This window comes from Agromyces sp. NPDC058484 (assembly GCF_042720415.1).
In the GTDB taxonomy this organism is placed as follows: Bacteria; Actinomycetota; Actinomycetes; order Actinomycetales; family Microbacteriaceae; genus Agromyces.
Map to the genome: position 1 here is coordinate 1 of NZ_JBHXMP010000026.1, position 18,841 is coordinate 18,841.

The 18,841-nt window shown below is 70.3% G+C and carries 15 protein-coding genes and 1 pseudogene; 6 read left to right on the top strand and 10 right to left on the bottom strand.

The features are described 5' to 3' along the window. Positions 1-91: 91 nt before the first annotated feature. From hpaD to hpaH, 6 genes are all read right to left on the bottom strand, one after another. A complete protein-coding gene (gene hpaD / locus ACFWN7_RS16750; RefSeq protein WP_376939999.1) occupies positions 92-1,237 on the bottom strand; it encodes a 3,4-dihydroxyphenylacetate 2,3-dioxygenase in 1,146 nt (381 codons plus the stop codon). Positions 1,238-1,269: 32 nt separating this feature from the next. Further along, positions 1,270-2,796 carry a 5-carboxymethyl-2-hydroxymuconate semialdehyde dehydrogenase gene (gene hpaE, locus ACFWN7_RS16755; RefSeq protein WP_376940000.1) on the bottom strand — a complete coding sequence of 509 codons (1,527 nt, stop codon included), beginning with the start codon at positions 2,794-2,796 and terminating at the stop codon, positions 1,270-1,272. Positions 2,797-2,832: 36 nt separating this feature from the next. Beyond that, a complete protein-coding gene (locus tag ACFWN7_RS16760) occupies positions 2,833-3,549 on the bottom strand; it encodes a GntR family transcriptional regulator (RefSeq protein ID WP_376940001.1) in 717 nt (238 codons plus the stop codon). Continuing rightward, complete coding sequence (locus tag ACFWN7_RS16765; RefSeq protein WP_376940002.1) at positions 3,546-5,120, bottom strand: fumarylacetoacetate hydrolase family protein; 1,575 nt, start codon at positions 5,118-5,120, stop codon at positions 3,546-3,548. The genes ACFWN7_RS16760 and ACFWN7_RS16765 overlap by 4 nt, the downstream gene beginning before the upstream one ends. Positions 5,121-5,242: 122 nt before the next feature. After that, on the bottom strand, positions 5,243-6,061 hold the full coding sequence (locus ACFWN7_RS16770) for an HpcH/HpaI aldolase/citrate lyase family protein (protein ID WP_376940003.1): 819 nt from the start codon (positions 6,059-6,061) through the stop codon (positions 5,243-5,245). Then, positions 6,046-6,831, bottom strand: coding sequence for a 2-oxo-hept-4-ene-1,7-dioate hydratase (gene hpaH, locus ACFWN7_RS16775; protein ID WP_376940004.1), 786 nt, complete (start codon positions 6,829-6,831; stop codon positions 6,046-6,048). Before hpaH ends, ACFWN7_RS16770 begins: the two co-directional genes overlap by 16 nt. Before the next feature lie 228 nt (positions 6,832-7,059). Between hpaH and ACFWN7_RS16780 the strand changes: the two genes are divergently transcribed. Beyond that, positions 7,060-8,445: an MFS transporter gene (locus tag ACFWN7_RS16780; protein ID WP_376940005.1), complete on the top strand. Its 1,386-nt coding sequence runs from the start codon at positions 7,060-7,062 to the stop codon at positions 8,443-8,445. Between the two features lie 81 nt (positions 8,446-8,526). On the opposite strand, the gene ACFWN7_RS16785 is transcribed toward ACFWN7_RS16780, so the two are convergent. Both ACFWN7_RS16785 and ACFWN7_RS16790 read right to left on the bottom strand, forming a co-directional pair. Next, the gene (locus ACFWN7_RS16785) at positions 8,527-8,946 is read right to left on the bottom strand and encodes an HtaA domain-containing protein (protein WP_376940006.1); all 420 of its coding nucleotides are present in this window, start codon (positions 8,944-8,946) and stop codon (positions 8,527-8,529) included. Continuing rightward, on the bottom strand, positions 8,943-9,872 hold the full coding sequence (locus ACFWN7_RS16790) for a LysR family transcriptional regulator (protein ID WP_376940007.1): 930 nt from the start codon (positions 9,870-9,872) through the stop codon (positions 8,943-8,945). The genes ACFWN7_RS16785 and ACFWN7_RS16790 overlap by 4 nt, the downstream gene beginning before the upstream one ends. 108 nt (positions 9,873-9,980) lie before the next feature. Here ACFWN7_RS16790 and ACFWN7_RS16795 point away from each other — a divergent pair, with 108 nt between their 5' ends. The 3 genes from ACFWN7_RS16795 (at position 9,981) to ACFWN7_RS16805 (ending at position 13,825) form a co-directional block, all read left to right on the top strand. Next, positions 9,981-12,971, top strand: coding sequence for a cytochrome P450 (locus ACFWN7_RS16795; RefSeq protein WP_376940008.1), 2,991 nt, complete (start codon positions 9,981-9,983; stop codon positions 12,969-12,971). A 132-nt stretch (positions 12,972-13,103) separates the two neighbouring features. Further along, positions 13,104-13,502, top strand: a complete 399-nt coding sequence (locus tag ACFWN7_RS16800; RefSeq protein ID WP_376940009.1) for a YidH family protein — start codon at positions 13,104-13,106, stop codon at positions 13,500-13,502. Beyond that, positions 13,499-13,825: a DUF202 domain-containing protein gene (locus ACFWN7_RS16805; protein WP_376940010.1), complete on the top strand. Its 327-nt coding sequence runs from the start codon at positions 13,499-13,501 to the stop codon at positions 13,823-13,825. Before ACFWN7_RS16800 ends, ACFWN7_RS16805 begins: the two co-directional genes overlap by 4 nt. A gap of 17 nt (positions 13,826-13,842) precedes the next feature. On the opposite strand, the gene ACFWN7_RS16810 is transcribed toward ACFWN7_RS16805, so the two are convergent. After that, the gene (locus ACFWN7_RS16810; protein ID WP_376940011.1) at positions 13,843-15,486 is read right to left on the bottom strand and encodes a thiamine pyrophosphate-binding protein; all 1,644 of its coding nucleotides are present in this window, start codon (positions 15,484-15,486) and stop codon (positions 13,843-13,845) included. Between the two features lie 164 nt (positions 15,487-15,650). After that, complete coding sequence (locus ACFWN7_RS16815) at positions 15,651-15,815, bottom strand: hypothetical protein (RefSeq protein WP_376940012.1); 165 nt, start codon at positions 15,813-15,815, stop codon at positions 15,651-15,653. A 326-nt stretch (positions 15,816-16,141) separates the two neighbouring features. Here ACFWN7_RS16815 and ACFWN7_RS16820 point away from each other — a divergent pair. Beyond that, positions 16,142-17,571: pseudogene (locus ACFWN7_RS16820) on the top strand (glyceraldehyde-3-phosphate dehydrogenase). Between the two features lie 61 nt (positions 17,572-17,632). Beyond that, the gene (locus ACFWN7_RS16825; RefSeq protein ID WP_376940013.1) at positions 17,633-18,808 is read left to right on the top strand and encodes a thiolase family protein; all 1,176 of its coding nucleotides are present in this window, start codon (positions 17,633-17,635) and stop codon (positions 18,806-18,808) included. Positions 18,809-18,841 lie beyond the last annotated feature (33 nt).

The following is an 18,841-nucleotide window of genomic DNA, read 5'->3' on the forward strand; positions in this document are numbered from 1 at the left end:
AGCATCACGACCCTGCATGCACCAAGTCTTAACCCGCGACCAGACTTCTGCAGCAGGCGCGCCTTAACCCGCTGGATTGTTCAGCGGTCTCCTAGAGGGTGTGGCCGAGCTTGTACTCGCCCTGCTTCCAGCTCGGGAGCTCGTCGGCGTCGTCGCTCTTGCGGGTGTACGAGAAGCCGTCGGCGCCGATCGTGACATCCATCTCGGAGTCGTCGGTGCGGGCGACCACGGGCTGCGGGTTGCCGTCGAGGTCGAGCACCAGCGAGGCATCCGTGTACCAGGAGGGAACGACGGGATTGCCCCACCAGTCGCGGCGCTGGTTGTCGTGCACGTCCCAGGTGACGACGGGGTTGTCGGGGTCGCCCGTGTAGTAGTCCTGCGTGTAGATCTCGACGCGGTGGCCGTCGGGGTCGCGCAGGTAGAGGTAGAACGCATTCGAGACGCCGTGGCGGCCGGGACCGCGCTCGATGACGTCCGACATGCGGAGCGCCCCGAGCTTGTCGCAGATCGCGATGATGTTGTGCTTCTCGTGCGTGGCGAACGCGACGTGGTGCATGCGGGGGCCGTCGCCGCCCGTCATCGCCGTGTCGTGCACGGTGGGCTTGCGGCGCATCCACGCGGCGTAGGTGGTGCCCGCCTCGTCCTGGATGTCCTCCGTCACGCGGAAGCCGAGGTCCTCCATGTACGCGACCGCCCGGGGCACGTCGGGCGTGACCTGGTTGAAGTGGTCGAGGCGCACGAGGCATCCGGGGGTCTGCAGGTCGTACCGCCAGGCGAGACGCTCGACGTGCTCGACGTCGTGGAAGAACTCGTACGGGAATCCAAGCGGGTCCTCGACGCGCACCGAGTCGCCGATGCCCTTGTTCCAGCCCTGGGGGTTCCGCTCCACGCGGCATCCGAGCTCCTCGTAGAAGGCGACCGCCCTGTCGAGGTCCTCAGGGGTCCGCACACGGTACGAGAACGCGGCGACCGCGGCGACCGGGCCCTTGCGGAGCACGAGGTTGTGGTGGATGAACTCCTCGAACGAGCGCAGGTAGACGGTGTTCTCGTCCTCCTCGGTGACGACCAGGTCGAGCACGTCGACGTAGAACCTGCGGCTGGCCTCGAGGTCGGTGACGATGAGCTCCATGTAGGCGCACCGCAGCACATCGGGTGCCGGCGCCGAGGGCGTGGGGATCGGGTGGGCCGGGGCGGGGATCGGGTCCGATGCGGTCACGGTGGGTTCGGGGAGTTGCATGTCGGCTTCCTTCATTGTGAGTCGGGGAGGGATCAGGGGTTCGCGGTGGCGACGGGCGCGGTCTCGGCGTGGGTGCCGAATCGCGGCGAGTGCGCCTCGTTCAGCGTGATGTGCACGGCCTGCTGGTCGGTGTAGAAATCGATCGACCGGTAGCCGCCCTCGTGCCCGAGGCCCGAGGCCTTGACGCCGCCGAACGGCGTGCGCAGGTCGCGCACGTTGTTCGAGTTCAGCCACACCATGCCCGCCTCCACGTTCTGCGAGAAGTTGTGGGCGCGCTTCAGGTTGTTCGTCCAGATGTAGGCGGCGAGTCCGTACTTCGTGTTGTTCGCCAGCTCGAGCGCCTCCTCGTCGCTGTCGAACGGGGTGATGGCGACGACCGGCCCGAAGATCTCCTCCTGGAAGATCCGGGCGTCGGGCGAGACATCCGCGAACACGGTGGGGGCGACGTAGTTGCCCGTGTCGAGCCCATCGGGCCGGCCGCCGCCGGCGACGAGGCGCCCTTCGTCCTTGCCGAGCTCGACGTAGCTCATGACCTTGTCGTAGTGCTCGGGGTGCACGAGCGCGCCGACCTCGGTCTTCGGGTCGTGCGGGTCGCCCACGACGATGTTCTTCGCCCGCTCGGCGTACCGCGACACGAACTCGTCGTAGATCGGTCGCTCGACCAGCACGCGGCTGCCGGCCGTGCACCGCTCGCCGTTCAGCGAGAACACGCCGAACACGGTGGCGTCGAGCGCGGAGTCGAGGTCGGCGTCGGCGAACACGACCGCCGGCGACTTGCCGCCGAGCTCCATCGAGAGGCCCTTCAGGAACGGCGCCGCATTGCCGAAGATGATCTGCCCGGTGCGGCTCTCGCCGGTGAACGAGATGAGCGGGACATCCGGATGCTTCACCAGCGCGTCGCCCGCCTCCTCACCGAGCCCGTTCACGAGGTTGAACACGCCGTCGGGCACGCCGGCCTCGCGGAAGATCTCGGCCCAGAGCGACGCCGACAGCGGCGTGAACTCCGCCGGCTTCAGCACGACGGTGTTGCCGGTGGCCAGTGCCGGGGCGAGCTTCCACGACTCGAGCATGAACGGCGTGTTCCACGGCGTGATGAGCCCCGCGACGCCGATCGGCTTGCGGTTCACGTAGTTCACCTGGCGGCCGGGCACCTTGTAGGTGTCGTCGTTCTGGGCGACGATGAGGTCGGCGAAGAAGCGGAAGTTCTCGGCCGCGCGCTGCGCCTGGCCGAGGGCCTGGGTGATCGGCAGCCCCGTGTCGAAGGTCTCGAGCTCGGCGAGGCGGGCATCGCGGGACTCGACGAGGTCGGCGACGTTGTGCAGGATGCGGGCGCGCTGGCGCGGCAGCATCCGGGGCCACGGACCCTCGGTGAACGCGCGACGCGCCGCGGCGACGGCGAGGTCGATGTCGGCCTTCTGCCCAGCCGCGGCCTGCACGTAGGTCTCGTTCGAGACGGGGTCGAGCACGTCGAACGTCTCGCCGCCGACGGAGTCGACGAACTCGCCGTCGATGAAGTGGCGGATGCGGTCGGGCAGATCCTCGGGGATGTAGTGCGTCATGGTGATCCCTTCGTGGAAGCGGATGGTGGAGTGGGGTCAGGCGACCGCGGGCGCGCCGGCGCCGGGCTCAGCGGATGCCGCGGCATCCGTCTCGCCCGCCGCCCTGTGGTCGGACTGGTAGGCGAGCACCGCATCGAGGGTCGCCGTGCGGTGCCGTCGTGCCGCGAGCTCGATCTCGAGCGGATCCGCACCGGCCTCGATCAGGGCGACGATGTGCTCGTGCTCCTCGACCGACTGCTGGGCGCGGCCCGGCACGAACCCGAACGAGGAGTCGCGCAGCACCTTCATGCGGTTCCAGCCGCGGTGCACGAGGTCGAGCAGGTGCGGGTTCGGGCACTCCTCGAACAGCACCGCGTGGAACTGGAGGTTCAGCTCGGTGAAGCGATGCGGGTCGAAGTCGTCGAGGGTGCGCCGCATCCGCTCGTTGAGCTCGCGTGCCCGGCGGAGATGATCCGCGGTCAGGTGCGGCGCGGACATCGACGTGGCGGCGCCCTCGACGAGCGCGAGGGTCTGCATCGTGTGCAGGTACTCCGTCTCCTTGATGAGGGCGACCTGGGCGCCCACATTGCGTTCGAAGGTGACGAGCCCCTCCGCCTCGAGCCGGCGGATGGCCTCGCGCACCGGCACGACGCTCACGTCGAGCTCGGCGGCGATCTGGCCCAGCACGAGCCGGAACCCCGGCACGTACCGGCCGTCGTCGATGCGCTCGCGCAGGAACCGGTACGCTCGCTGCGACTTGCTCTCGGTGCTCATCGTGCCGGCTCCGATGCCTCAGCCCCCGCGACGGCCGTCCGGTAGCGGGCGAGCCACTCGGCGTTCATGGGGAACAGTCCGTCGACGGATGCCCCGGCCGCGACCTGCTCGGCCACGTACGCGTCCTGTCGCTCCTGCTCGGCGGCCTCGGCGACGACCTCCCCGACCAGCTGCGGCGGGATCACGATGACGCCGTCGCCGTCGCCCACGATGACATCGCCCGGCTGCACGGCGGCACCGCCGCATGCGATGGTCACGTCGACCTCCCACGGCACGTGCCTGCGACCGAGCACGCTCGGGTGCGAGCCCCGCGAGAACACGGGGATCTCGAACCCGGCGACCGCGTCGAAGTCGCGCACGCCGCCGTCGGTGACGATGCCGGCGGCGCCGCGCACCTGCGCCCGGAGGGCGAGCACGTCGCCCACGGTGCCGGTGCCGCGCTCGCCGCGGGCCTCGACGACGAGCACCTCGCCCGGCCGCACCGTGTCGAACGCGAGCTTCTGGGCGTTGAATCCGCCGCCGTGGCTCGCGAACAGGTCGGGGCGGAACGGGATGAAGCGAAGCGTCTTGGCCACGCCGACGATGCGATCGCCCGGGTGGTTCGACGAGACGCCCTCGATGAAGATGTCGTGGTAGCCGCGCTTGCGCAGGGCGACCGAGAGGGTCGCGACGGCGACGCCGGCGATCTGCTCGCGCAACTCGTCGGTGAGCACGCCGGCTTCGGCCCCGGTCGCGCCCGCTTCGACGGGCTCAGCGAGCGGCGCGCTCGACCGGCCGGCGGCGACCGCGGCGGCGAGCTCCTCCTCGGAGCCCCACGCCTCGACGCGCTGCAGGTCGTCGACCGCGGGCTTCGTGCCGAAGTCGCCGAACGCCGCGGTGCCGTGGGTGACGGTGGTCACGAGGCGTCCGGTCGACGGCGCGCCCGGGGCATCCGGTGCGTCGACCTCGACCTCGACGACGTCGCCCGGCACGACGACCGACGAGCCGGCCGGGGTGCCGGTGAGGATCACGTCTCCGGTCTCGAGGGTCATCAGCTGGGAGAGGTCGGCGACCAGCTGGCCGAACGGGAAGAGCAGGGTATCGCTCGTGTCGTCCTGCACGAGCGTGCCGTTGACCCAGGTGCGCACCCGCAGTGCGTCCGGGTCGACGGATGCCGCGGGCAGCAGCCCGGGGCCGAGGGGCGTGAACCCGTCGCCGCCCTTGGAGCGCACGTTCGAGCCCTTGTCGGCGGCGCGCAGGTCGTAGATCCCGAAGTCGTTGGCCGCGGTGACGGATGCCACGTGCGACCAGCCGTCGGCGGGGGAGACCCGCCTGGCGGGGCGGCCGATCACGATCGCGATCTCGCCCTCGAAGGCGAGGAGCTCGGTGCCGGCCGGGCGTTCGATCGTGGCACCGGTCGGCGCGACCGAGGACGCCGGCTTCAGGAAGTAGCTCGGCTTCGCGGGGGTGCGGCCGCGCTGGGCCGCCCTCGACGGGTAGTTGAGGTGCACGGCGATGATCTTGCCGGGCGTGGCGATGGCGCCGTCGCGCGTCGCGGCGGAGGCGTTCGTCGCGGTGAAGTCGTTCGTCATGGACACCCTCGTCTCTCAATATTTGAAATCATATACGATCTGTGGACAAGGCGCCAGTCGAGGGCGTCCGGGCGTGCCAACGTCCTCGAAACTGCAGATGTCCTCGGAATCGGCGGGGGCATTCAGTATCCTGCGCGAGGCGTATCCGAGTGCGCGGCGTCGGTGCCGATGAAGCGGTCGGCGAGCGCTTCCGATGCGCGGGCGAGCAGCGCGACGTCGGCCCCGACGAGCACGAACGAGGCGCCGGCGGCGAGGTAGCGATCCGCGGTGGCCGGCGCGAAGGCGTTGACTCCGGCGGGCTTGCCCGCGGCGACCGCGGCCCGGATGCAGTGCTCGGCCGCAGCCACGACGTCGGGATGCTCCTGCTGCCCGAGGTGCCCCATCGACGCGGCGAGGTCGGAGGGGCCGACGAAGATCGCGTCCACGCCGTCGACGGCGAGGATCTCGTCGACGTGCTCCACGCCGGCGGCCGACTCGATCTGCACGGTCAGCGAGACCGTGCCCGCGGCATCCGCGAGGTAGTCGTCGACGCGGTTCCAGCGCGACGCGCGGGCCAGCGCGCTGCCGACGCCGCGCACCCCCGCGGGTGGGTACCGCACGGCGCGCACCATCTCGGCGGCGTGCTCGGCGGAGTCGACCATCGGCACGAGCAGGTTCTGCGCGCCGAGGTCGAGGTACTGCTTCACCGTCACGATGTCGCCGTACGGCGGGCGCACCAGCGGGGTCGCGGGGTAGGCGGCCACCGCCTGGAGCTGGGCGAGGATCGCCTCCAGCCCGTTCGGGGAGTGCTCCGCGTCAATGAGCAGCCAGTCGAGCCCGCTGCCCGCGGCGATCTCGGCGATGAGCGGACTGCCCGAGCACACCCACATCCCCGCGAGCGAGCGATCGGATGCCGCGAGCCGGTCGGCGAACGTGGGCGGCAGCGTCATTCGAACCGGCATGTGATCGCCCCCAGCTGTCCGTAGTCGGCATGCACCGTGTCGCCCCGCTCGACCCACATGGGGCGCGTGAACGATCCCGCGAGGATGATCTCGCCGGCGCCCGGCGATTGCCCGTGCTGGGCGAGCTTGTTCGCGAGCCACGCGACGCCCATGGCCGGGTGGCCCAGCACCGCGGCGGCGACGCCCGACTCCTCGATCGTCTGGTTCCGATAGAGGAGCGCCGACACCCAGCGCAGGTCGACGGCGTCGACCTTGACGGGGTTGCCGCCGACGACCATGCCGCCCATCGCCGCATTGTCGGAGATCGTGTCGACGATGGTGCGGCCCTGCATCTCGATGTGCGAGTTCAGGATCTCGAGGGCCGGGACGACGTAGGCGGTGGCGTCGAGCACGTCGAAGATCGTGACATCCGGTCCCTGCAGCGACTTCGCGAGCACGAAGGCGAGCTCGACCTCGATGCGCACGTTCGAGAACCGGTCGAACTCGACGGATGCCCCGGACTCGTACACCATGTCGTCGAAGATCACGCCGTAGTCGGGCTCGGTGATGCCCGTCGCCACCTGCATGACCTTCGAGGTGAGGCCGATCTTCCGGCCCACCATGCGACGGCCGGCCGCCACGCCGCGTTCGGCCCAGAGGCTCTGCACCGCGTAGGCGTCTTCAACGGTCATGCCGGGATGGCGAGCAGTGAGGAGCGGGACGATGCTGCGGTCGCGATCGGCTGTGACGAGTTCGTCGGCGATCGCTTCGATTCGAGGGGGTTCCAGCACAGTCTCTCCGTTTCCACATCGAACAGGGATGCTCGAATCGTATACGATCCCACCCCGGAACGTCAGGGGGAATCCGATCGAGTTTCCGAACGCCCCAGACTGCGGGTGTGAGGCATCCGAGAACGCCAGTCCCGTATATCTGATATCGTATACGACCAACTGGCTCGGCAGGCTTACATCGGCTGTGCGACCGGGTCAGACTTGAACTGTCGACGAAGGAGTCAGCGAATGAGCACCGAATCGAATCCCCCGGGATTCACCCCCACGGGGACCATCGCCCAAGTTGCCGATCAGCGGCGCGTCATCTTCGCCACCGTCGTGGGAACGACGGTGGAGTGGTACGACTTCTTCATCTACGCGGCATCCGCAGGCCTCGTCTTCGGCACGTTGTTCTTCGAACAGGCGGGGCCGGAGTTCGCCCAGATCCTCGCGTTCATCACGGTCGGCATCAGCTTCCTGTTCCGGCCGCTCGGCGCGTTCCTCGCCGGGCACTACGGCGACAAGATCGGCCGCCGGCCGATGCTGGTGCTCACGCTGCTGCTGATGGGTGTCGCGACCACGCTCATCGGCGTGCTGCCCACCTACGACGCGATCGGGATCTGGGCGCCGATCCTGCTGATCCTGCTGCGCGTGTTCCAGGGCATCTCCGCCGGAGGCGAGTGGGGCGGCGCGGTGCTGATGGCCGTCGAGCACGCGCCCAAGAAGCGGCGCGGTGTCTTCGGCGCTTCGCCGCAGATCGGCGTGCCGATCGGCATCCTGCTGTCCTCGGGCGTGCTCGCCATCATGGCGGTCATCGCCCCGGGAGACGCGTTCCTCGCGTGGGGCTGGCGCGTGCCGTTCCTGCTGTCGGTCGTGCTGATCGGCGTCGGCTACTGGGTGCGCCGCCGCGTGTCGGAGAGCCCGGTGTTCGAGGAGATCGCCGAGCGCAAGGAGGAGGCGCGGATGCCGATCGTGCAGCTGTTCCGCAAGCACCTCCTGCTGGTCATCGTGGCGGCGTTCGTGTTCGCCGGCAACAACGCGGTCGGTTACATGTCGACCGGCGGCTTCGTGCAGCGCTACGCGACCGACCCCGAGGGCGCGATCCGGCTCGACCCGGCTCCCGTGCTGTGGGCCGTCGCCGCCACGGGTGTGACCTGGCTGGTGTTCACCTGGCTCGGGGGCTGGATCAGCGACAGGATCGGGCGCCGGAACACGTACATCATCGGGTGGATCACGCTCGCCCTCGCGCTGCTCGCGCTCTTCCCCATCGTGAACCTGGGCACCCCCCTCTCACTGTTCTTCGGGGTCGGCCTGCTGACGATCGGGCTGGGCCTGACCTACGGCCCGCAGGCCGCGCTGTACTCGGAGCTGTTCCCCGCCTCGATCCGGTTCTCGGGCGTGTCGATCTCATACGCGATCGGCGCCATCATCGGCGGCGCGTTCTCGCCGACCATCGCGCAGGCGCTGCTCCAGGCCACGGGCAACCCCTGGTCGATCACGGTCTACCTGCTGATCATGGTCGCGCTCGGGCTCGTCGCCACCCTGCTACTGCGTGACCGCACCGGCATCCCGCTCGGGCCCGAGCACGAACACGTGCAGGAGAAGAGCCCGATCTACGGCATGTCGAAGGCCTGAGGGACCTCGCGACGCGGGCGGCTCCATGGGGAGTCGCCCGCGTCGCGGCGCGCGACCGCGGATGCCGCGGGGTCAGCGGGCTCAGTCGCGCACGAACGGGTCGTCGACCGGCGTGCCCTCGACGTACGGGCCGAAGAACAGGTCGGCACCGTCGGCGGTCAGCGCGCTGCCGGATGCGCGACGACCGCCGCCTTCCTGCGTGAGCGAGGCGATCCGCGCGAACGGGAGCCTGATCGCGGGGTCGTCGGGATCGGCGATGGTCAGCACCCACCCGTCGTCGCCGCGGACGAGCGCCGGGTCGCGGAACACGAGGTGCAGCATGCCGCTGTGCCCGGTGAGCGTCACCGTTCCGCGGAACGCGAGATCCGCCTCCGGGGATCCCGGGAACTCGAACCCTTGGTCGGTCGCAACTGCTCCGTGCGCGGCCTCCGCGGTTCCGTCGGCCATGCCGCGCACGTACTCGATCAGCGACTGCTTGATCGGCCAGATCAGCGTGGTCACGACGCATCCGAGCCGGTCCAGCGGATGGATCGCGCGAACTCGATGAGCGCGCGCACCCGATCGGGCGAGTCGGTCTCGGCCGACCAGATGACGTCGATCCCGACGGGCGGCACCGCCGGAGAGATCTCCTTCATGACCACAGGGTAGCCCTCGTAGCTCGCCGGGTTCGCGGGGCGCTGCACCAGGATGCCGTAGCCGAGGCCCCGCCCGACGAGCGTGCGCACGACCTCGTAGCTCGTCGTGCGGTGGCGGATCCGAGGCAGCAGGCCGCGGGCCGTGAACAGCGAGAGCGTGTGCGCGCTCGACGGCGGCGCGTCCAGCAGGATGAGGTCCCGCTCCGCGACATCCTCCAACGTCACCGTGTCGGCATCCGCGAGCGGATCGCCCGCTGCCACGAGCACGTACGCCGACAACTCGAACAGCTTCTCGCGCCGCGGCATCCCGGGCACGAGCAGGTCGTACACGAAGGCGACGTCCACCTCGCCCGACTCGATGCGGCCCTCGAGGCGATCGTGCGTGGCCTCGAAGATCTGGAGCTCCACCCGCGGGTGGGCTTCGCCGAAGTCGTGCAGGAGCGGCGGCAGTACGGTGGGGGCCAGCGTGGGATAGCAGCCGATCGTGATCGGCCCGACGAGCTCGCCCGGGCCGCTGCGCATCGAGACGCCCAGTTCGCGGGCGGCGGCGAGGAGCGGGCGAGCACGGGCCACGACATGCGAACCGGCGCTGGTCAGGGTGAGGCCGTGCGCGCGACGGCGGACGCACAATCGCATGCCCATCGTGCGCTCGAGCTCGGTGATCGCGTCCGAGATCGCCGAACTGGTGAGGTGCAGCTCCGCGGACGCGGCGGCGATCGTGCCGGAATCGGCGGCGGCCACCAGGTACGACAACTGACGCAGCGTGAAGTCGGGCACGTCGATGGGCTCCATATTTCGATTCTGCTTGAGAAGCTTCGAAAGAGAAACCGCTTTTGCTTCTCAACGCGGCTGGCGACAATGGATGGATGGCGATGAAGCCGGAACAGGAAGTCACGTGAAATGGCACGCAGCGAAGCCCCCGTCGCCGACTGGGTGACGATTTCCGACCTCTACCGCGATCCGTTTCCCATCTACGAGCGGCTCCGCGCCGAGGGCGGCGTCCACTGGGTGCCCGCCGTCGGGCGGTACCTGATCACGAGCTACGACGCCGTGCACGTGACCGAGACCGACCAGCAGACGTTCTCGGCGAACGAGCAGGGGTCGCTGCAGATCCGCGCCATGGGGCACTCGATGCTGCGGCGCGACGACCCGGAGCACTACGTCGAGCGGCGGGCCTGGCAGCCGGCGCTTCGTCCGGGCACGGTGAAGCGCGTCTGGAACGAGGTCTTCGAGCGCAACGCCGACCACTTCCTCGGCGAGCTCATCGACAAGGGGCCCGGCGCCGACCTCATCTGGGACTTCGCCGCGCCCTACGCGGGCGAGAACCTGCGACAGATCATGGGGCTGTACAACGCCACCCACGAGGACATCCAGCGCTGGTCGCAGGACATGATCGACGCGACCGGCAACTACGCCGACGATCCCGAGGTCTGGGAGCGCGGCCGACGCGCCTTCGACGAGGTCGACGTCGCACTCGACGAGATGCTGGCTTGGCACGCGGAACATCCCGATCATTCGCTGCTCTCGTCGCTGCTGGCCATGCCCGACTACCGGATGCCGCTCGAGAAGATCCGCGCGAACATCAAGATGACCATCGGCGGCGGCATGAACGAACCTCGCGATGCGCTCGGGGTCGCCTCCTGGGCGCTCCTGACCCACCCCGACCAGCGCCGGATGGTCGAAGCGGATGCCTCGCTGTGGAACACCGTGTTCGAGGAGAGCATCCGGTGGGTCGCGCCGATCGGCATGTACTCGCGGCAGACCACTCGCGACGTCGACCTGGTCGGCGTGAACCTGCCGAAGGGCGCGCGGCTGGGCATCTGCATCCTCTCGGCCAACCGGGACGAGACCGTATGGCCCGACGCGGCTGCGTTCGACCTCCGCCGCGAGGTCAAGCCGCACCTGGCGTTCAGCAAGGGCGTTCACGTCTGCCTGGGCGCGTGGGCTGCGCGAGGCGAGGTGGCGGATGTCGCGCTGCCACGCCTGTTCGAACGTCTGCGCGGGCTCGACCTCGTCGCCGACGATCCCGCCGAGATCGGTGGCTGGGTCTTCCGGGGGATGCTGAAGCTCCCTGTCACGTGGAGCGGCACCCGCGCCGCAGACGCGACGCCCTCGGCGAAGGCGGGCGTGAGCCCGGGCGAGGATGAGTCGAGATCGGATGCCGCACCGCGGATCGCGATCGTCGGGTCGGGCCCGTCGGGCTCGTTCACCGCGCAGGCGCTGCGCCGCGTCCTCCCGGCGGCCGAGCTCGACGTGTTCGACCGCCTGCCGGTGCCGTTCGGTCTCGTGCGATACGGGGTCGCCGCCGACCACCAGGGCACGAAGTCGGTGTCACGCCAGTTCGAGCGGCTGTTCCTGCACGAGGGCGTGCGGTTCCACGGGAACACGACCCTGGGCGACGATGTCTCGCTCGATGAGCTCCGCGAGCGATTCGACGCCGTCGTGCTCGCGACCGGACTGCGTCACGACGCGACCCTGAAGATCCCGGGCGCGAAGCTGGGCGGCGTCATCGGGTCGGGTGAGCTGACCCGCGTGCTGAACGGGCATCCCGATCACCCCGAGGTCCCCCGGCTGTCGGAGCACGTGCTCGTGCTCGGGCAGGGCAACGTCGCGATGGACGTGGTGCGCCTCATCGCCCGCGACCCCGCGGAGTTCGAGGGCTCCGACGTCGACGATCGTGTCCGCGAGCAGGTGGTCTCCGGGGTGCGCGTCATCACGGTCGTGGGCCGCTCCGCACCTGGCGCCGCGAAGTTCGATCCGGTCATGGTGCGCGAACTCGCTTCGCTCTCAGGCGTCGAGCATGTGCTGCACGGCGTCGACATCGACACGGCCCCGGAGGGCAAGGACGCACGGTGGGACGCGCTGCGAGCGCTCGCCGCGACGACGGATGCCCCGGATGCACGCGTGCGGATCGAATGGTGGTTCGGGCTGACGCCCGAGGCGTTCGAGGGCGACGACCGGGTGCGCACGACGCGGTTCTCCTCCGCCGCCGGCGACGTCGAGATCGAGGCGGGGACGGTGATCACCGCCATCGGCTTCGCCGCGGGCGACGACACGCCGATGGCGCCGGGGGCCCACCCCGACGGTCGCGTCGAGCCCGGGCTGTACGTGGCGGGCTGGCTGCGCCGCGGACCGCGCGGCACCATCCCCGATCAGCGCACCGACGCGCGCGGCCTCGCGGCGATGATCTTCGATGACCTCGCCGCGGGGCGGATCACCGCGCAGAAGGCGGGGATGGAACCCCACGCCGGAGCCGTCGACTTCGACGGCTGGCGGCGCATCGACGTGCGTGAGACCCTCGGCGCGGCGCCGGGGCGCTCGAGGGCGAAGCTGCGCACCCGCGAGGAACTGCTGGACGCGGCGCGTGACCGGGACATCCCGCTGCCCGGGGTGCGGGCCGTCGAGAGTACGGCAGGTGCGGCATCCGGCCAACCGATCACCATCCTGTTCGGCACGGAATCGGGCGGGGCCGAACTCGTCGCCGACGACCTGCGCCACCACCTGGCGGGGCGAGACGTCGAGGTCGTCGACCTCGCCGACGCCGACCCTCGGACGCTGGATCCGTTGCGATTGCACCTCGTGGTCTGCGCGACCTATGGAGACGGTGAGGTGCCCACGTCGGCGCGGCCGTTCCACCGCGCCCTGGTCGAGGAGCGGCCGGATCTCATGGGCCTTCGATACGCGGTGTTCGGCATGGGTGATCGCAGCTACACCAAGACGTACTCACGCGGCAGCGAGCTGATCGACGAAGCGCTCGCCGCCTGCGGCGCCCAGCGCGTGGGGGAGTACGGCCGTCACGACGCCGGAGGCCCGCTCGGCGCGGCCGAGACCGCGGTGGAGTGGGTCGACGGCGTTCTCGCTGATGCCGAGGAGACGGCGCGACGGCACTGACCTAATGGCCGCGACGGCACTGACCTCCTGGCGGGGACGAACGGCGCCGTGCTTCGGCCGGTTGTGATACCGATCATGCGGTGTGCTGCGATGATCGGTATCTCGGATCCCGTTCGGAGAGGAACACGCGAGATGAACTCGGCCGCTGACGACGACACTCCCATGCGGCGCCCGCGAAGCGTCTACGGCGTCGGTGCGGAGCCCGACGTGCGATTCTCGCTCGCGAACGAGCGCACGGCGCTCGCGTGGGTGCGCACCGGGCTGTCGCTGGTCGCCGGCGGGGTGGCGCTCACGACGCTCGCCGTGATCGCCGATCTGCCGATCGTGGTCGACATCATCGCGGTGATCGCCTGCGCGGGTGGCGGTGCGCTCGCGGCGAGTGCGCTGTTCTCGTGGCGTCGGGTCGAACGGGCGCTTCGACTGAATCGGCCCCTGCCCTCGCCTGCGGCCCTGCCGTGGCTCGTGTCGGGAGTGTTCCTGCTCGCCCTGTTCTTCGCGGCCTATGCCATCTACGAGTTGACGAGGAGATGAACGACCGAGGGTCGACGCGCGACCCCGGCCTGCAGCCGGAGCGTACGGCGATGGCCTGGCAGCGCACGGGCCTCGCGGCGGCCATGGTCGGGCTCGTGCTCGCCATCACCGCGTTCCGACTGGGCGTGCCGCTCATCGGCGGCATCGGCGCGATCTGCTCTGCCGCTGTGGCGCTCATCGGCGTGCGCCATTTTCCGCGCGGAACTGCGCATGTACCCGGACGGCACGAACCCTGGCCTGCGCTCGCGCGCATCGCGCTCAGCGTCGTCACCATCGCGGTGCTCGGCATTGCGCTCGCCGTCGCCGGGATTCTGTCGAACTGAGGTGCGTGGACGCGCCGTCAGCGGCTGTTGATCGCGATGATCTCGTGCTGGTACGGCGCGATCACTCGGCCCGAGATGCGGCAATCGAGCAGGAGGAACGGGCGCGCAGCGGCGGGTTCTGCCCCCCAGTGCGCCAGCCGGTCGAGGTCGGCGAGCTCGTTCACGACGACGCCCTCGGCGCCGACCGCGGCGGCAAGACCCGCGAAGTCGACCTCGGGAATGCGCATCGGCGCATCGGCGTAGCCCTTGAGTCCGTACAGGTGCACCTCGGCGCCGTACGCGGCGTCGTTCCAGACGACCGCGAGGCCGCGCCCGCCGGCGGTGCGTACGGCGCTCTCCAGGTCGGCGAGCGCCATGAGCCCGCCCCCGTCGCCGGTGGTGAGCACGATCGTCGACCCGGGCCTCGCCGCCGCCGCGCCCGGTACGCTCGGGAACCCCAGCCCGATGGACTGGAACGCCGTGCCGACCATGATCATGCGGTCGGGCGAGGCCACCGGCCAGTGCGTGTTCGCCCAGCCGATGAAGTGCCCGCCATCCGAGACGACGACGCGGTCGTCGGGCAGGAGCTCGCCGATGCGGGCAGCGACGCTGCGGGGGTCGAGCCTGCCGTCGGGAGCGATGCCGTCGCCGGGGTGGTGCGGACGCAGCGGTGCGAAGTCGACCGACTCGCGCCATCCGCTCGGCGCAGATCCCGCCGCCTCGATCCGGTCGGCGATCCCGGATGCCGCGAGCCCGGCGTCGCCCGCGACGAAATCGGTCACCGCCGCCGCCGTCGGCTCCGAGCCGAGGTCGACCTGCACGACTCGCGTGCCGGGCGCGAAGAGGTCGCCGAACCGCATCGTGAACTGGTTGAGCGAGGCGCCGAAGACGATCGCGACATCGGCCTCGTGCACGAGCGACATCGCGCGCTCCTGGCCGAAGCCGCCCGTGACGCCGAGGTCGTACCGGGCGTCGGGGAAGATGCCGCGCGCCAGCGTCGTGGACGCGGTCACGGCGCCGGTGGAGGCGGCGAGTCGCCCGAGTGCGTCGCCGGCGCCCGCGAGCCACGCGCCGCGGCCCGCGAGGAGCATCGGGCGCTTCGCCGCGGCGAGCAGCGCCGCGACGGCGTTGAGCTCAGTCGCATCCGGCGCGAGCGGCGCCGGGAGCGCGAGCGCCGGCAGGTCCTCGGGCAGCTCCCCGGCCTCCGCCGCCGCGAGATCATAGGGGATCGCGAGCACGACCGCGGTGCGGTGCGCGAGCGCGTGCTCCATCGCGCGCACGGTCGTGGCCGCGGCATCCTCGCGGCCCATCGTGAATGTGGGCACGCCGGCGGCGGCGGCCATGGCGGCCTGGTCGACGTCCCACGGGCGGGCCCCGGCGGTGGGCGCGTCGCCGACGACGAGGAGCACGGGGATGCGGGCCTGGCGGCTCTCGGCGAGTGCCGTGAGGGTGTTCGTGAACCCGGCGCCATACGTCGCGGTGGCTGCGGCGAGGCGCCCGCACGCACGGAAGTGGGCGTCGGCGGCGACGACCCCGCCCGCTTCATGCCGGAGCGCAGTGTAGCGGGCGGGAGTGCGATCGAGCGCGTCGAGGAATGCGGCGTTGCCGTTGCCCATCACCCCGAAGACATGGTCGACGTAGGTGGAGAGCGCGTGCGCGACGTGCGCGGAGACCGAGGCCATGGCGAGTCCTTCGAGACGGGACGGATTGAGGATTCCGTATGTGTCTCGCGCGAACCGCGTGTGCGGATCGGCTATGTGCCCTTTTTTCGAGCACCGGCGCGAACGGAGCGCCTGGACGCGTCGATTCTACGCCGCGTCGGTCGCTGGGGCGATTCGGTTCGGCGTCAGGCGTTGCGGCTTCCTGTCATCATCCGCACCAGCCACACGATGACCGCGATGACCAGCAGGGCGATTCCCACCCACAGGAGGAAGTTCAGCGACTGCACGAACCCTCCGGTGAAGAGCAGGATGATGGCGACGATGGCGACGATGATGAGGAGGATGTTCATGGATCTTCCTTCCACTGGTGTGCCGCATGCCGGGCGGTGTGCGCCGGGTGCGATTTCATCGCCACTCGACCATAGAACTCCGAGTTCGTCTAGGTACTTGACAAGAGGGTCGCGATTCCTGTTGCCATGACGGCGCGCCGGGGCATCCGCTCACGCCGTGGTGTACAGCGTGCACGCGGCGGGGCATCGGTAGAATCGACGCATCCCCCCCGATACGACGAGGCCGATGCCGCCCACCGTGCGTCCGGCCGAGGAGGAATGACGTGAGCCACGAGTTCGACGCCCGCCGCACCGAATGGATCGCACGAGAGGAGCTCGCCGAGCGGATGATCCCGCTCATCGGCGGCCTCTACCGCGAGCACGGGGTGGTGACCTCCATCCACGGTCGCCGGCTGATCAACCGCTCTGCGGTCGCGCTGCTCAAGGCCCACCGCTTCGCGCGCCAGGCCGGCGACGAGGAGCTCCCGCTCGCCGACACGATGCTGGTGCTCGAGGCCCTTCGCGAGCTCGCCCCCGGCCCGGCATCCATCGACGTCGCCCGGCTCATCTCGCGATTCCGGGAGTCCGGCGCCGAAGGCGAGCGGATGCCGCTCCTCGACTTCCTCCGCAGCGAACTCGCCTCCGTGCTCGTCGACGACGGCACGCCCGAGCGCGAGGGCACCGACGTCGTGCTCTACGGCTTCGGACGCATCGGGCGCCTGCTCGCCCGCATCCTGATCGCGCACGCCGGCAACGGCCACGGGCTGCGGCTGCGCGCGATCGTGGTGCGCAAGGGCTCGGCGAACGACCTGGTCAAGCGCGCGAGCCTGCTTCGCCGCGACTCGGTGCACGGCCCGTTCGCCGGCACGATCGAGGTCGACGAGGAGGCGAACACCATCCTCGCGAACGGCACGCTGATCCAGGTGATCTACTCCGACGACCCCGCAACCATCGACTACACCGCCTACGGCATCCACGACGCGATCGTCGTCGACAACACCGGCCGGTGGCGCGACGAGGAGGGGCTCTCGCAGCACCTGCGCTCCACTGGTGTCGCCCGAGTGCTGCTCACCGCGCCCGGCAAGGGCGCGATCAAGAACATCGTGCACGGAATCAACCATGATGACATCGCGGCATCCGACCGCATCCTCTCGGCGGCGTCGTGCACGACGAACGCGATCACGCCCGTGCTGAAGGCCATCAGTGACGCATACGGCGTGGTGCGCGGCCACGTCGAGACGTGCACTCGTTCACGAACGACCAGAACCTCATCGACAACTTCCACAAGGGCGACCGGCGCGGACGCTCGGCCGCGCTCAACATGGTCATCACCGAGACGGGCGCCGCGAAGGCGGTCGCGAAGGCGCTGCCCGAGTTCGCCGGAAAGCTGACGGGCAGCTCCATCCGCGTTCCGACGCCCGACGTGTCGCTCGCGATCCTGAACCTGCAGCTCGAGCTGCCGGCGTCGAAGCAGGAGCTCAACCGCTACCTTCGCCAGGTATCGCTCACGTCGCCGTTGCGGCAGCAGATCGACTACATCGAGTCGCCCGAGGTGGTGTCGACCGACTTCGTCGGCTCGAACCGCGCGGGCATCGTCGACGGACTCGCGACGATCGCCGACGGCACCGACGCGGTGCTCTACGTCTGGTACGACAACGAGTACGGCTACTCCTGCCAGGTGGTGCGCGTCATCGAGGCGATGGCGGGCACGCACCCGGTCGTGCTCCCCGAGCGGCAGCCGGTCGTGCTCGAGCGCGCCGCCGCGCTCGTCGAGTAACGGCCGGCGTCGGCGATCGACGAGCGCCGGTCGAGCAGCGCGCAGCCGTAGGCTGGGGTTCATGAGCACCGAAGCCGTCATCGTCGACGTCATCCGCACGCCCGTGGGGCGGGGCAAGTCCGGCGGCATCCTCTCCGGCGTCCATCCGGTGGACCTGCTCGCGGGCGTGCTCGACACCCTCGTGAACCGCAACGACCTCGACCCGGCGCTCATCGACGACGTCATCGGCGGATGCGTCAGCCAGATCGGCGAGCAGAGCTACAACATCACCCGCAACGCCGTGCTCGCGGCGGGCTTCCCCGAGCAGGTCCCCGGCACGACGATCGATCGGCAGTGCGGTTCGAGCCAGCAGTCCGCGACGTTCGCCGCGCAGGCCGTGATGTCGGGCCAGGCCGACATCGTCATCGCGTGCGGCGTCGAGTCGATGAGCCGTGTGCCCCTGGGCTCGAGCGCGGCCGGCGCCGACCCGTACGGTTCGCGCATCCACGCGCGCTATCCCGACGGGCTCGTGAACCAGGGCGTCTCGGCCGAGCTCATCGCCGCGAAGTGGGGCTTCTCGCGCGACCGGCTCGACGAGTTCGCGGCACGCTCGCATGAGCTCGCCACCGCGGCGGGGGAGTCGGGCGCGTTCGCGACCGAGGTCGTGCCCGTGACGGGGGTCGACACGCTCGCCGACGAGACCGTGCGGCCCGCGACATCCGTCGAATCGCTCGCCGGCCTGAACCCCGCGTTCCGCACCGACGCACTCGCCGAGCGGTTCCCCGAGCTCGACTGGCGGATCACCCCCGGCAATTCCTCGCCGCTCACCGACGGGGCGTCCGCCGCGCTCATCATGAGCGCCGACGCCGCCGAGAAGCTCGGCCTCACGCCGCGTGCCCGGTTCCGGGCGTTCTCGGTCGTCGGCAGCGACCCGCTGTACATGCTCACGGGCGTGATCCCGGCGACCGCGAAGGTGCTCGAGCGCGCCGGGCTCGCGCACGACGACATCGACGCCTACGAGGTGAACGAGGCGTTCGCGTCGGTGCCGCTCGCGTGGCTCGCCGACACCGGGGCGGATGCCACGAAGCTCAACCCGCGCGGCGGCGCCATCGCGCTCGGCCACGCGCTCGGCTCGTCGGGCACCCGCCTGCTCACGACCCTCGTGAACCAGCTCGAGGCCACCGGCGGACGATACGGACTGCAGACGATGTGCGAGGGCGGTGGCATGGCGAACGCCACCGTCATCGAGTGCATCTGACCGACCGCTCGCTGAGCCTGTCGAAGCGAGCCT